This window comes from Paenibacillus athensensis (assembly GCF_004514475.2).
Taxonomy (GTDB): Bacteria; Bacillota; Bacilli; order Paenibacillales; family NBRC-103111; genus Paenibacillus_AL; species Paenibacillus_AL athensensis.
This window is the reverse complement of sequence record NZ_MYFO02000002.1, coordinates 160,353-173,470: the sequence shown is the minus strand read 5'-3', so window position 1 is coordinate 173,470 and position 13,118 is coordinate 160,353. Positions and strand designations below refer to the sequence as shown.

At 56.3% G+C, this 13,118-nt stretch carries 13 protein-coding genes; 1 reads left to right on the top strand and 12 read right to left on the bottom strand.

What is annotated here, in order from left to right; translation table 11 throughout:
• Nucleotides 1-2 precede the first annotated feature (2 nt).
• The 11 genes from hemC to lonB all read right to left on the bottom strand — a co-directional run bounded on the left by hemC (nucleotide 3) and on the right by lonB (nucleotide 11,250).
• Entirely contained in the window at nucleotides 3-953 is a 951-nt protein-coding gene (gene hemC / locus B5M42_RS04795; RefSeq protein WP_134756747.1) for a hydroxymethylbilane synthase, read from the bottom strand.
• A 15-nt stretch (nucleotides 954-968) separates the two neighbouring features.
• Nucleotides 969-1,664 (bottom strand): precorrin-2 dehydrogenase/sirohydrochlorin ferrochelatase family protein, encoded by a 696-nt coding sequence (locus B5M42_RS04790; RefSeq protein ID WP_134756749.1) that lies wholly within the window; start codon nucleotides 1,662-1,664, stop codon nucleotides 969-971.
• Nucleotides 1,665-1,668: 4 nt separating this feature from the next.
• On the bottom strand, nucleotides 1,669-2,394 hold the full coding sequence (gene ccsA, locus B5M42_RS04785; RefSeq protein ID WP_230632683.1) for a cytochrome c biogenesis protein CcsA: 726 nt from the start codon (nucleotides 2,392-2,394) through the stop codon (nucleotides 1,669-1,671).
• A 141-nt stretch (nucleotides 2,395-2,535) separates the two neighbouring features.
• Nucleotides 2,536-3,915: a glutamyl-tRNA reductase gene (gene hemA / locus B5M42_RS04780; RefSeq protein WP_134756762.1), complete on the bottom strand. Its 1,380-nt coding sequence runs from the start codon at nucleotides 3,913-3,915 to the stop codon at nucleotides 2,536-2,538.
• Between the two features lie 164 nt (nucleotides 3,916-4,079).
• Complete coding sequence (locus B5M42_RS04775; protein WP_134756764.1) at nucleotides 4,080-4,619, bottom strand: S-adenosylmethionine decarboxylase; 540 nt, start codon at nucleotides 4,617-4,619, stop codon at nucleotides 4,080-4,082.
• A 140-nt stretch (nucleotides 4,620-4,759) separates the two neighbouring features.
• A complete protein-coding gene (speD, locus tag B5M42_RS04770) occupies nucleotides 4,760-5,161 on the bottom strand; it encodes an adenosylmethionine decarboxylase (protein ID WP_134756766.1) in 402 nt (133 codons plus the stop codon).
• A 135-nt stretch (nucleotides 5,162-5,296) separates the two neighbouring features.
• Nucleotides 5,297-5,533, bottom strand: a complete 237-nt coding sequence (locus B5M42_RS04765) for a hypothetical protein (RefSeq protein ID WP_134756768.1) — start codon at nucleotides 5,531-5,533, stop codon at nucleotides 5,297-5,299.
• Nucleotides 5,534-5,573: 40 nt separating this feature from the next.
• Nucleotides 5,574-6,161, bottom strand: a complete 588-nt coding sequence (locus B5M42_RS04760) for a non-ribosomal peptide synthetase module (RefSeq protein WP_134756770.1) — start codon at nucleotides 6,159-6,161, stop codon at nucleotides 5,574-5,576.
• Nucleotides 6,162-6,389: 228 nt separating this feature from the next.
• Complete coding sequence (yihA, locus tag B5M42_RS04755; protein WP_134756772.1) at nucleotides 6,390-7,049, bottom strand: ribosome biogenesis GTP-binding protein YihA/YsxC; 660 nt, start codon at nucleotides 7,047-7,049, stop codon at nucleotides 6,390-6,392.
• A 37-nt stretch (nucleotides 7,050-7,086) separates the two neighbouring features.
• A complete protein-coding gene (gene lon / locus B5M42_RS04750) occupies nucleotides 7,087-9,432 on the bottom strand; it encodes an endopeptidase La (protein ID WP_134756774.1) in 2,346 nt (781 codons plus the stop codon).
• Nucleotides 9,433-9,531: 99 nt separating this feature from the next.
• A complete protein-coding gene (lonB, locus tag B5M42_RS04745; RefSeq protein ID WP_209280787.1) occupies nucleotides 9,532-11,250 on the bottom strand; it encodes an ATP-dependent protease LonB in 1,719 nt (572 codons plus the stop codon).
• 179 nt (nucleotides 11,251-11,429) lie between these two features.
• Between lonB and B5M42_RS04740 the strand changes: the two genes are divergently transcribed.
• Entirely contained in the window at nucleotides 11,430-12,110 is a 681-nt protein-coding gene (locus B5M42_RS04740; protein WP_134756776.1) for an N-acetylmuramoyl-L-alanine amidase family protein, read from the top strand.
• Here the strand turns inward: B5M42_RS04740 and B5M42_RS04735 are convergent.
• Nucleotides 12,103-12,978, bottom strand: a complete 876-nt coding sequence (locus B5M42_RS04735; RefSeq protein ID WP_230632681.1) for a divergent polysaccharide deacetylase family protein — start codon at nucleotides 12,976-12,978, stop codon at nucleotides 12,103-12,105. The two genes, B5M42_RS04740 and B5M42_RS04735, sit on opposite strands and share 8 nt — an antisense overlap.
• Nucleotides 12,979-13,118: the final 140 nt, after the last annotated feature.

Genomic DNA, 13,118 nt, shown 5'->3' with positions numbered 1-13,118 from the left:
GCTCACTCCTTCGCCTCGGCCAGAATCCGGTCCGCGCCGCGCGCGATCAGCTTGTCGGCCACCAGATGGCCCAGCGCTTCCGGATCGTTGCCTGACGCCGACTCCTTGAGCAGCGTGCGGCCGTCGACCGAGCCGACCATGCCGGTCAGCGTCAGCAGCGGGCCGCCTTCGGCAGCGCGCTCGTCGCTGGCGACGCTCGCATAGGCGCCGATCGGCACCTGGCAGCCGCCCTGCAGGCGGCCGAGGAAGCTGCGCTCGGCGCGGACAGCGAGCGCTGTAGGTTCATGCTGGTACTTGCCGAGCAGGCCCAGCATGAAGTCGTCGCCGCCCCGGCACTCGATGCACAGCGCTCCCTGACCGACGGCAGGGAGACACGTCTCGGGCGGCAAATACGCCGTGATGCGATCCTGCCAGCCGATCCGGTGCAGACCGGCGGCCGCGAGCAAAATCGCATCGAAGTTGCCCTCCTCAAGCTTGCGCAGCCTTGAGTCGATGTTGCCCCGGACCGATTCGATGGCAAGGTCCGGCCGGGCGTGCTGCAGCTGCGAAGCGCGGCGCAGCGAGCTGGTGCCGACGAGCGCGCCCTGTGGCAGCTCGTCGAGTGTCTTTGCGCCGCGCGTGATCAACGCGTCGCGCGGGTCCTCGCGCTTGGGCACCGCGCCGATGACAAGCCCTTCCGGCAGCTCGAAGGGCATGTCCTTCATGCTGTGTACGGCCATATCGATATCGCCGTCCAGCAGCGCCTGCTCGATCTCCTTAACAAACAGTCCCTTGCCGCCAACCTTGGACAAGGTCACGTCCAGAATGCGGTCGCCCTTCGTTACGATCTTGCGGATCTCAAACCGGCAGTCGATTCCGTGCTCGGCGCATAACCGCTCCAGCTGCTCGACGACCTGGCCCGTCTGGGTCAGCGCCAGAGCGCTTTGTCTTGTTCCTACCACTATGGTTCTCATCGCTTCTCCGCCTCTCTAATCCCGCCGCACGAACGCATCCACCGTGCGCAAATCGGGCTCTCTCTCCAATGCCGCCAGCAGCTCTCGCCGCCAGCTCTCGAACGCGCCGTCACGAATCAGCGCGGGCACGTCCCATTCCAGCATGCGCCTGAACATGCGCTGACGTTGCGCCTGATCGTCAACCCTGCGCTGCACCAGTGCGCGTGCTTCGGCAAGAAACTCCATATACGCGCCGAACTCCTCGCCGTAGACTGCCGCCAGCTCGCCGGCAATTCGCCGACCAAGCGATGGGCTGGCCCCGCCTGTCGAAACAGCGAGCGTCAGCTTGCCGCGGCGCACGACCGACGGCACAATAAAGCTGCCAAGCTCCGGCTGGTCAGCTACGCTCACAAGCACTCCTTGCGCCGCCGCTTCGTCGCACACTCGCCGATTCACCTCGGGCGCATCCGTCGCTGCAAACACCAGCGTCCACCGGCTGCCGTCCGCGGCCCCCTGCGCAACATCCCCGGCGGCGTACGGCCTGCTGTACAGAACCACGTCGCCCCGGGCTGCCAGCGCAGCCAATTCATCCCCGACAGACGGGCTGATCACGCTCACCCGCGCACCGGCCCCCAGCAGACCGGACACCTTGCGAAACGCGACTTGACCGCCGCCAACAACGAGACATGCACACCCTTCGATCTGCAAATGAATCGGATAGTCGCGTCCCATCGCCCTAACTCCAGATCCAGTCGTGGAAACCCGAAACCGAGTTCGACACGACGAAATTAACCACAACAATACAAAAAGCCGCTAAATTCCACGCCGCCAGCCGATGGCCCGACACGCGCAGTGACCGCTGCTGGAAGATGTAAAAGCCATAAGCCGCCAGCACGAAAACCGAATTGACCACCTTAGGATCGTAAAACAAATTGTGATCTCCTTGCAAAGCGATCCAAACGATCCCCAACGAGAGCGCCAGCATCAACAAGGGCGCGCCTAGAATGACGGAGAAATACGTATAGCGTTCGATCTTCTCCAGCGACGGCAGCCGCAGCATCGTCGGCGTCCATTGCTTTTCCTTCAGCTTGCGATGCAAAAACAAATACATCCCCGAGAAAATCGCGGCAGCCAAAAAAGCGGCATAACTGGCCAAGGCCAGCGAAATATGTATGAACAACAGCTCATCGTTTACATCCCAGCTTGCGCGAATCGGCGTCACCACGGGATTGCCAAAAATATTCAGCGCCAGAATCGCAAAGCCGAACACATTAATCGCAAACAGAAACAGCTCAATGCGGAAAAAACGGTTCACGACCAGCGACATCCCGACCAGCAGCCAGGAAAACGCCATCAGCACGTCGCCCCGCGAAAATCCCCAATCCGACACATGCCCGTAAAACAGCATCCCCATATAAATAGTTTGCAAAGCCCATACAAATGCAAGCAGCCCCGTTCCCATCCGCTTTGCGCTCCGGTTCGCTCGCGCGAAGTCGGAGAAGTAAAACAGGAGGCTCAGGGCATATATATAAATCATAGCGTCATAAAACCAGCTTTGAGTGACCATCGCACCTCTCCTTGGCCGTAATCGGACCTCGCCGCCTCAAGACCGCGCCAGCGCGTCAACGCCAAGTCCAAGCAACGCATGCTTGTCCTCCGTCTTGCGTTGCTGCGACTCGGGCTCCGTCAGCGCCTGCTCGCCGCCCGCTTCTTCCAGCTCCGCTTCCAAGGCGAACAGCTTCGTGAACATCTCCAGCGCCTCGTCGCCGTGGCGCTCTACAGCCATTTCCTTCACGCGCAGGATCGGATCGCGCATCATCTGATTGAGCATGCTCTTGGTCAGCTTGCGGATCACCTTGATCTCACGCTCGTCCAGCTCCGGCAGCTTCTTGAGCAGGCTGTCCATCGTTTCTTCGTGCACCACATTTGCCTTGGCTTGCAGCGCCTTGATCACGGGGCTTACACCCAGCGTCTTCGTCCATTGCTCGAACGCCGCCATTTCGCCGGCGATCATCGTCTCGATTTTGACCGCTTCCCGCTGCCGGGCCTGCAGGTGGTTGTCCACAATCGCTTGCAAATCGTCGATATCGTACAAAAATACATTGGACAAGCTGCTGATCTGCGGGTCCAGATCGCGCGGCACGGCAATGTCCATCATGAACAGCGGACGCGATTTGCGCTTTTGCAGCACGGACTGCACATGCTCCTTCGTCAGCACATAATCGCGCGCTCCGGTCGAGCTGATCACGATGTCAACCTCGGCCAGCCGCTCCAGCAGCTGCTCCATCGGGCATGGAATCCCGTTGAACTTCGCCGCCAGATCGACCGCACGCTCCCACGTCCGGTTCACAACAAGCACCCGGCCCGCGCCGCTGGCATACAGATGCTTGACCGTCAGCTCGCTCATCTTGCCGGCGCCGATAATCATCACCGTCTTGCTGGCATACGAACCGAAAATCCGCTTGCCCAGCTCCACCGCGGCATAGCTGACCGACACCGGGTTATCGCTGATGCCCGTCTCGGCATGTGCCCGCTTGGCCAGCGTCACCGCTTGCTTGAACAGCATATTGAAAAAAGAACCTGTTCCCTTCAGTGATTGCGACAGCAGGAACGCGTCGCGCACCTGCCCGAGAATTTGCGTTTCCCCAATAACCATCGAGTCCAGACCGCTTGTGACGCGGAACAAATGCTCCACGGCCCGCTCGTTTTCATACGTATATAAATGCTTGGCAAACTGGTCCTTCGAGACTTGAAACCAACGCTCTATAAAGCTGGTGATATAATGGCTGCACAGGTGCGGCCGGTCCACCACCGCATAAATCTCCGTCCGGTTGCAGGTGGCCACAATGACGCATTCCAGTATGCTTTTCGTGTCCTTTAATTCCGCCAACGCCTTGGGCAATTCCTGCTCGGAAAAAGCGAATTTTTCTCGAATTTCGACAGGGGCCGTTCGGTAATTTAAGCCAACTGCGACAATATGCATCCGGGTACACCTGCCTTTCCACTCGAATCTACGAACTATTTCAGTATAGCATAGCGCATGCGTCATTCCGACATTTTTTTTGAAAATATTATGAATGTTGAGCGCGCCGGCCTTGTTAGTTATCACCTGCCCGGCTCCTCTTTATACCAGCAATCGCGGGCTGCTTATTGCAGCAGCTTTTTGCGGATCAACGCGCCCAGCTCCTCGTCGATCGCCCGCAGCTTGTCATTTTTCGAGCTGAGCGTGCGATGGCTTGACGACATCAGCTCGGCATATACGCTGTACAGCTCGCGCAGCTGGACAGCAGCGGTCTGCAAAATTTGCTGCTCATCGCCGCGCAGCGGCCGACTCCCGCCTACCTGGAGCCGTTCCACATATTGCTGGAGCAGAGGCAAGCTGTCCAGCGGCGTCAGCGATGTCTCATCCCCTTCCGCCAGCGCCAGCCTTTCATGGGCGTAAGCGGCGGAGCCAAGCGCTGTTTTGAATGGTGTCAGCTCCTTCGTATCGCTTGCTGCCGCAGCCTCGCCCGCATTGCGATTCAGCAGCTCGATCTGGTAAAGCGTCACCTGGTACAGCAAATATCCGGCGTCATGGGTCTCGGGACTTGAGCCGGCCACATGTATAAGCTGCCGGACGGCTCCGGCCAGCAGAAGTGCCAGTACGGCATACAGCAGCAGCTTTTTGCTCCATCGGTTTCTTGGCATCGCTTGCGCCTCCCTCCTTGAGCACAGCCGCCGCGCAAGGCCTGTACCCTGTTTCATTGTATGGAGGGGACCACAAACAAATAACCACGGATTTCTCCGTGGTTATCATTACGTACATATAGGTACACTTATTTATCTGCTTACTTCACAAGCTCGACTTGCTTCATTTCCGGTGTTTCAACTTGCAATTCGCCCATTCCGCGAATCAGCTTCTTCGCATGGACGGTTTCCGGTTTCAATACGGACACCATAAAGTCGATAGCCAACTGCGGGTCTACCGTTTCGCCGCAAGTATAGCAATCCAGCGCGGCAAAACCTCTCTCAGGATACGTGTGAATGGAGAGATGACTCTCGGACAACATGACGAGCACAGTTGCTCCTTGTGGTTCAAATTGCTTCGATTGCACTGACAGCACGGTTGCCCCGCACACTTCGGCAGCTTCTACCATCTGAGCCTGCAGCCATTCTGCATTGTTCAGTAGTCCGAAATCAACTCCCCAAGTATCTACAGCAACGTGTCTTCCGAAAGTAGAGTATTCCATCTTTCGGTTCCCCCTTCCTAGGAATAAAATGTTTAAAAAAATTTCATCCGCTAGGACCTACGTCATTCACTTCCCGAGGGAATAATCTCTCGCAACATTCAATGTCCTGAGTGAATCCTGGTTCCTATATTGTTGTCAACGAAAATAAAAATAACATCTATTCAGCAGAAATGCAATACTTTTTTTTGATAGTCCCTGCGCCTTCCGGCTGCAGGATGAATTCAACGGGGCGCAGAGGCTTGGAACGCTTATGTTTTCCGCATCTGCCGCCGCAAATTCCCGGAAAAAATTACCTTGCCGTTCCGCCTGCACAACGCCTTGAAATCCGGCTTGGCCAGACGCTTCTGCGGCTCCCGGCACGTTGACAGACATGAAAAAAGCTCTCTTGCGAGAGCTTGTGTAAGGAGGAAAGTTAAGCTTCGAGTACGAACAGCCGCTTGGTCAGCTGACCGAGACGCTTGTCGATTTGCTCGTGAACATCCGGAGTCTGAACAGCATTGCGAAGGTCGAGGAACTGGTTGATCTGCTCTTGAATGCCGCTGATCTCCCGTTCGACTTCCCGCTTGTAATACAACTCCTCCATCTGGCCGAGCGTATCCTTGTATTCATAAATGACATTGATCTGACTGTCTTTGACCTCGACAATTTTGACCACAGAACCGCGTTTGTAGTGATAGACCATCGTATAGCCCGTGTAAATCCGGTTGACGATTGCGCTTCCCTTGAAGTCGGAGACCGCCTTGCGCATCAAATTAGCCAGAATCGTATTGCTTAATCGACAGGACCCGGTGCATTCATACATGCCTGATTTCCGTTCAAATGAAAGGACGATTTCCTGACCCGCGCCATCCTGAAAAACGACATCCTGATTGCCGTTCTCCATGACTTTGATCTGCAAGGTCACTTGATGATCCGCAAACATTTGAAAAAACGTCAACATCTGGGCTTCCGTTAACTGTAGGCAGGTTTTGACATATTCAGTCGCTAACCTTTGTGCCATAAAAATCCCTCGATTCTTTATTTAAAGCCATTGGTTTACCTTATGTTTATTATTATACTACATCGGCGCTGAATATTCCTGCCTCCAAAACAGGGAAATCGGCCAAATTTCCAAGAAAAACGCAACAGAAACGGCCTCCCGGCGAAGTTTCAAGCGAATTTCTCGCTAATTGTCTGTCTTCTTGGCATATGACAGGTCGTTTGGACAACAAAAAACCGTCCCGGAATTTCAGGACGGCTCTTGATTTACTGGCAGCTCCGCAACGGCAGCGGTTTGTTCCTCTGCCTCTGCCTCTGCCTCTTCGGAGACGATGTATGGCTCGATCAGCGCCCACAGCTCGTCTTTGCCAAGGCCCGCTTCCGACGAAAACAAGATCAGTGGCTGCCCTTTCGGCATGCCAAGCGTCTCGCGGACGATTTTCGCATGCTTGGGCACCTGACTGCGCGGCAGCTTGTCCGCTTTCGTAGCCACGACGCAAAGCGGAATGTCGTGGTGCGACAGCCAATCGTACATCGCCTGATCGTCTTTGGAAGGCGGATGGCGCAAATCGACGAGCAGCAGCACCAAACGCAGTGGCTCGCGGTTTAACAGATAGTTTTCGATAAACTTGCCCCAGCGCTCACGTTCGCTTTTGGATACCTTGGCATAGCCATAGCCGGGAAGATCGACGAAATATAAGTCCGAATTGATGCGGTAATAATTAAGCGTCTGGGTTTTACCGGGCTGCGAGCTGGTTCTGGCCAAATTTTTGCGCGCGATCATCCGGTTGATGAGCGAGGACTTCCCGACATTAGAACGCCCTGCCAAAGCAATCTCCGGCAAGGCATCCTGCGGGTATTGACCAGGTCCAACCGCGCTGATAATGAATTCAGCTTGATTGACCTTCATGTTTTGCACACCTTTACGTTAAACTGGCCTTCCGGGCTTAGCGAACCTCGACCGGGGGCTTGCTGCGCACGAGCGCGTGCTCCAGCACCTGATCCATGTGACTGACCGGCAGGAATGTCATTTCGCTGCGCACACTTTCAGGAATTTCCTGAATGTCCTTTTCGTTATCCTGCGGCAGCAGGATGCGGCGAATGCCGGCGCGATGGGCGGCCAGCGCCTTTTCCTTCAATCCGCCGATCGGCAGCACGCGGCCGCGCAGCGTGATCTCTCCGGTCATCGCCACCTGGCGGGACACCGGAATATTCGTCAGCGCCGAGATCAGCGCCGTACACATCGTAATACCGGCTGAAGGACCGTCTTTGGGGATCGCCCCTTCGGGGATATGGATGTGGATATCGTTTTTCTCGTGAAAATCCGGCGTTATCCCGAAATGGCTGGCCCGCGTGCGTGTATAGCTGAACGCCGCCTGCGCGGATTCCTTCATCACGTCTCCGAGCTTGCCGGTTAGCGTTAGCTTGCCCGTGCCGGGCATCACCGTCACCTCGATGACAAGCGTATCGCCACCGACCTCCGTCCAGGCCAGCCCCGTCACCGCGCCGATCTGATCCTGCTCTTCGGCAACGTTGTAGCGGAACTTGGCCGGTCCGAGGAAATCCTTGAGATTGTCCGGCGTTACGTGCACAGGCTGCTCCGGATGGGTCACGATCATCTTGGCCGCTTTGCGGCATACGCCCGCTACCTGCTGCTCCAAATTGCGTACGCCCGATTCGCGGGTATATTCACGCACAATGCGCATCAGCGCCGCTTCGTCCACCGTCAGCTGCTCTTCCTGCAGGCCGTGGTCGCGCTTTTGCTTGGGCATCAGATACGTCTTGGCGATTTGCAGCTTTTCGATTTCCGTATAGCCGGGAATGTAAAGCACTTCCATCCGATCGAGCAGCGGACGCGGAATGTTATGCACGGCATTGGCCGTCGTCACAAACATCACGCTGGACAAATCGAAGGGCACTTCAATGAAATGATCGCTAAAAGTGCTGTTTTGCTCGGGGTCCAGCACCTCCAGCAGCGCCGAAGCCGGGTCGCCGCGGAAGTCCATCGCCATTTTGTCGATTTCGTCCAGCAGGAAAACCGGATTGTTGGAACCGGCATTTTTCATGCCCTGGATGATCCGGCCCGGCATCGCCCCGACATACGTGCGGCGGTGTCCGCGGATTTCCGCTTCATCGCGCACGCCGCCGAGCGAAATACGTATGAACTGACGGCCCATTGAACGGGCGATCGAGCGGGCAATTGATGTTTTGCCGACGCCTGGAGGCCCGACCAGACACAGAATCGGTCCTTTGAGCTTCTTCACCAGCTTTTGCACGGCCAAATATTCCAGCACGCGCTCCTTTGGCTTTTCCAGACCATAGTGGTCCTCATTCAGAATCATCTCGGCTTTGGCAATGTCCAGATCGTCTTCGGTCCGCTTGTTCCACGGCAAGGTCAGCAGCCAATCGATATAGTTGCGAATGACGCCGCCTTCGGCCGAGGTAGCCGGCATTTTTTCCAGCCGGTCGATTTCCTTCTCGACCTTCTCCCGCACCTTATCCGGCACTTCCGTCTCGGCCAACTGATTGCGCAACTCGTCGACTTCGCCGGCACGGCCTTCCTTATCGCCGAGCTCCTTCTGAATTGCCTTCATCTGCTCGCGCAGGTAATATTCCTTCTGCGTCTTCTCCATCTGCTTCTTGACGCGCTGGCTGATCTTGCGTTCGAGCTCCAGCACCTCGCGTTCGTTGTTCAGGATGCTGAGCATCTTTTCCAAGCGCTGACGCACGTCGACGGTTTCCAGAATTTCCTGCTTGTCTTTGATTTTCAGCGACAAGTGGCTGCAGATGACATCGGCCAGACGGCCGGGCTCATCGATGTCCGATACCGCGGCAAGCGTCTCGGGCGTCACTTTTTTGGACAAATTGATGTAATGCTCAAATTGATTGAGCACCGTGCGCATCAGCGCATCGATTTCCGGATCGGTGATCTCCTGCTCCGGCAGCTCGCGGACCGTTACCTCGTAATATTCGTCATTGGCGACATACTCGGTAATCTCGGCGCGCAGCACGCCTTCGACGAGCACGCGAATCGTGCCGTTGGGCAGCTTGAGCATCTGCCGCACCTTGGCGATGGTGCCGATCCGGTAAATATCCTCCTTGGAGGGTTCTTCTATGTTGATCTCGGATTGCGAACAGAGGAGAATCATGCTGTCGTCCACCATGGCCCGCTCCAGCGCTTTGACCGATTTTTCCCGTCCCACATCCAGATGTAGCACCATGCTTGGATAAACGAGCAAGCCCCTTAAAGGGAGTAGCGGCAATCTGCGTATCTTCATTTTACCGGGCCCCATCCTCTGCACCTCCTGGCAATTTGATTCCCTGCTGCCTTTACATTTTATCAAAATCGCAATCAAAACACCAATGGGCGCTGTGGCGCGGCTTTGCGGCTTTTACGACTCGACGGCGCCCGGCGACTTGGCATGCAAAATCGGCAGCGTAGCCGGCGATACCGCACGCTCGGACGAAAGCGGCAACGGGATGATTTTACCCTCCAGCTCCAGACCCAGCGCGGCAAACAGCACCTCTTCAATCGATTCGGCAGCCATGACTTCGACCCCCGGCAGCTTAGCGAACAGCTCCTGCCAATTTTCCTTGGGGATGATCACACGAGTGGCGCCCGCCTGCAGCGCGGCTTCCACCTTGGCGACGACGCCGCCGACCGGCTTGACCTTGCCGTGAATGCTCATTTCACCCGTCATGGCCAGCTTGTTGTCCACCGGAATTTTATGTATCGCGGAGGTAATGGCTGTAGCCATCGAAATGCCGGCTGAAGGCCCGTCAATCGGCACGCCGCCGGGGAAGTTAATATGCAGGTCGTAATCCTCGGGCCGCATGCCGAGACGACGCAGCACGGTCAGCACGTTATCGACGGAGCCGCGAGCCATGCTCTTGCGCCGCAGCGTCCGCGAGCCCCCGCCCATTTCTTCCTCGTCAACCACGCCGGTAATATTGATGCGTCCAGCCCCAGCCGCTCCTGCGGCTATGGCAATCACTTCAATCTCCAGCAGCATACCTAGGTTCGGTCCGTACACGGCCAGTCCGTTGACGAAACCGACCTGAGGCAGCGCCGGCACCTTGCGCTCGGGGCGCGGCGGAATTTGCGAGCTGTTAACCACCCACTCGACGTCGGCTGCCGTAATATATTCGCGTTTTTCGGTCAATGCAATGCCTGCGGCAAGCTGGATGATATTGACGGCTTCGCGCCCGTTGGTCGCATATTTCGTCACGACTTCAACTGCAGCCAAGCTTTCGCGGAAGCCGATCTTGCGCAGCGCATTTTCAGCAATCAAACCGATTTCACCCGGCAACAGCGGCCGGAAAAAAATCTCCAGACAACGCGAACGAATCGCGGGCGGAATTTCCGACGGCGTGCGCGTCGTGGCCCCAACCAGCCGGAAATCGGCGGGCAGACCATTTTGAAAAATGTCGTGAATGTAATTCGGAATGTTGCCGTCCTCGGAGCTGTAATAAGCGCTCTCCAGGAACACCTTACGGTCCTCAAGCACCTTTAATAACTTGTTCATTTGGATCGGATGCAATTCGCCGATTTCGTCGATAAACAAAATTCCCCCGTGCGCCTTCGTCACCGCACCCGGCTTCGGCTGAGGGATTCCCGCGACGCCCATTGCGCCCGCACCTTGATAAATCGGATCGTGCACCGAACCGATCAGCGGATCGGCAATCCCCCGTTCATCGAAACGCGCCGTCGTCGCGTCGATTTCCGTAAATTTCGATTCGGGACGGAACGGCGATTCGTGATTTTTTTTCGCTTCCTCCAATACGACGCGAGCGGCAGCCGTCTTGCCGACTCCCGGCGGGCCGTAGATAATAACGTGCTGCGGATTCGGACCGCACAGCGCAGCCTTGAGCGCCTTCAGCCCTTCCTTTTGCCCGACGATATCCTCCATCGCTTGCGGACGCGTTTTTTCCGACAGCGGCTTGGTCAAAGAAATGGAACGCAGCTTGCGCAGCTTCTCCAGCTCCTTCTTCGATTCTCTATCGACAGCAGAGCGGTTCGTCTGCTGATTGCGTAGCAAATTCCAGAAGTACAACCCGATCACAACCGCAAAAAAAACTTGAATCACCATAAGAATAATACTTAAACTCACTTGACATACCTCCCGAAATTCATCATTCGCCTGTAGCCTTGGATATGTTTATTATTCCCGAAGCGATAGCAGGTTAATCCAGTTTTTTGCAAAGTTTTGGATGAGGTTGCGTGCATGATTGGCCCGCTGCCGACGAACGATAAGAGCAGACCTCGCAGGATAAAAAGGATGTGACAGGCATGAAGCTGCTGTACAAAGCGATGTGCGCCGGCTTGCTGCTGGCGCTGCTCGCGCCGGGCATTTCGGCGGCCGAAACTATTGAGCCGTTGCTGCCTTCGGCGGACGTGCTGCTCGACGTCGGTCACGGCGGCATCGATAGCGGAACGCTGTTCGGTAAATATGAAGAAAAAGACATGAATTTGGCCATAGCAAAAAAAACGTACAAGCTGCTGCGCAAAAAAGGCTACCGCGTCATATTGAACCGTGACTCCGACTATGCGCTCAGCGACGACAACACCTGGTCCTCCGGCAACCGGCACAAAAAGGACCTCGCTCAGCGATCCGGCCTCGCCAACACGGTACGGCCAAAAATGATGCTCAGCCTGCACGTCAACTGGTCGGGCAAGCCGGCCGTGCGTGGTCCGGTGATGATTTACCAGAATCAATCGGACAGCATTCTACTCGCGCATCTGCTCCAGCAATCGCTCAATAAGCTGTACGGAACAAGCGAACCGCCCATGCTCGGACGCACGTATTACGTGCTGCGGCACACGAAATGCCCGACGGTCATCGTGGAGATGGGCTTCATCACCAACCGAGCCGACCGCAAGCTGCTCAACGATTCTCACGGTCAGAATCAGATTGCAGAAGCGATCGGCTCGGCGGTGGAGCATTATTTTGCCATGATACATCCTAATTGACGGGCGGCGTTGCTGCATTCAGCTTGACCACTTTGGAAATGGTGACGAATTCGGCTTCCTGCTCAATCGCCGGAATCGCTTCGCGGATCACCTGCGCCGTTTTTTTGCCCGGAGGGCCGACGTGGCCAATCGCAATCGTTTGCTCCTGACTTTTCAGGAGCTTTTTCAATTTGACCATTTGCTTGCTGATGTGCGGGTAGGTGTACTGATCGTCGAAAAACAGGTCGTTGTCGGCATGCAAAATGCCCTTCTGCTCGGCCAGCTTGCCTACGACGCTTTTATGCGAGGTGCGGCTGTCGAGCACGACCAGCCCGCGCATTTTGCAGACATCAAGCACGATATTCATGACCCGTTCGTCGGCCGTTGCCTTGGAGCCCATGTGATTGTTGATGCCAATCGCGTAAGGCACATCGTCAATGGCGGCATTGACGCGCTTGCGGATCTCGTCGTCCGACAGATCGGTTGTGATCGAGCCCGGACCGAGCCAGCTTTTTTTGCCGCGCACCGGCTCCATCGGCAGATGGACAATCACTTCGTCGCCGTGCTCATGGGCTAGTTGCGCGTCTTGCTGTGTCGACGGCAGGAACGGCATAACCGCGGCTGTGAATTTGATCGGCAGCTTGAACATCTCGGCGGTGCCGTCCATGTTGTTGCCAAAGTCGTCGATGACGATGGCGATTTGTTTCTTCGCTGCGGCGGCAGGGGCAGGCGGTAGCGAACCAGCCTGTGGGCCGGATGTTGTCGGCGGCTGTGAAGCCGCAGGCTCGTCGGCGGCAGCAGGCAGCGCGCTGATAGACGCAGTCAAGATTAGCGCAATCAGCATGGAAACGGCAGAGCGGCGCAAGGGTAAGCATTTGGTTATAGGCATCCTCTAATCTCCTTTCTGGCTTCCTTCATTATGCTTCACTGGAAAAAAATTATGCGTTACTGCCCACATCGCTTCATGCGCCCATTCGACGAACGGACATGCCGCGAAAACAGACGCCCCAGCGCAAGCAAAAAAAACGC

What these genes read in the sequence shown, in the direction of transcription:
- yihA (WP_134756772.1), bottom strand. Translation starts at nt 7,049, where the DNA reads ATGAAGGTCAATCAAGCTGAATTCATTATCAGCGCGGTTGGACCTGGT.
- B5M42_RS04765 (WP_134756768.1), bottom strand. Translation starts at nt 5,533, where the DNA reads ATGTCTGTCAACGTGCCGGGAGCCGCAGAAGCGTCTGGCCAAGCCGGA.
- B5M42_RS04775 (WP_134756764.1), bottom strand. Translation starts at nt 4,619, where the DNA reads ATGCCAAGAAACCGATGGAGCAAAAAGCTGCTGCTGTATGCCGTACTG.
- speD (WP_134756766.1), bottom strand. Translation starts at nt 5,161, where the DNA reads ATGGAATACTCTACTTTCGGAAGACACGTTGCTGTAGATACTTGGGGA.
- B5M42_RS04735 (WP_230632681.1), bottom strand. Translation starts at nt 12,978, where the DNA reads ATGCCTATAACCAAATGCTTACCCTTGCGCCGCTCTGCCGTTTCCATG.
- B5M42_RS04740 (WP_134756776.1), top strand. Translation starts at nt 11,430, where the DNA reads ATGAAGCTGCTGTACAAAGCGATGTGCGCCGGCTTGCTGCTGGCGCTG.
- ccsA (WP_230632683.1), bottom strand. Translation starts at nt 2,394, where the DNA reads ATGGGAACGGGGCTGCTTGCATTTGTATGGGCTTTGCAAACTATTTAT.
- hemA (WP_134756762.1), bottom strand. Translation starts at nt 3,915, where the DNA reads ATGCATATTGTCGCAGTTGGCTTAAATTACCGAACGGCCCCTGTCGAA.
- hemC (WP_134756747.1), bottom strand. Translation starts at nt 953, where the DNA reads ATGAGAACCATAGTGGTAGGAACAAGACAAAGCGCTCTGGCGCTGACC.
- B5M42_RS04790 (WP_134756749.1), bottom strand. Translation starts at nt 1,664, where the DNA reads ATGGGACGCGACTATCCGATTCATTTGCAGATCGAAGGGTGTGCATGT.
- B5M42_RS04760 (WP_134756770.1), bottom strand. Translation starts at nt 6,161, where the DNA reads ATGGCACAAAGGTTAGCGACTGAATATGTCAAAACCTGCCTACAGTTA.
- lon (WP_134756774.1), bottom strand. Translation starts at nt 9,432, where the DNA reads ATGGGGCCCGGTAAAATGAAGATACGCAGATTGCCGCTACTCCCTTTA.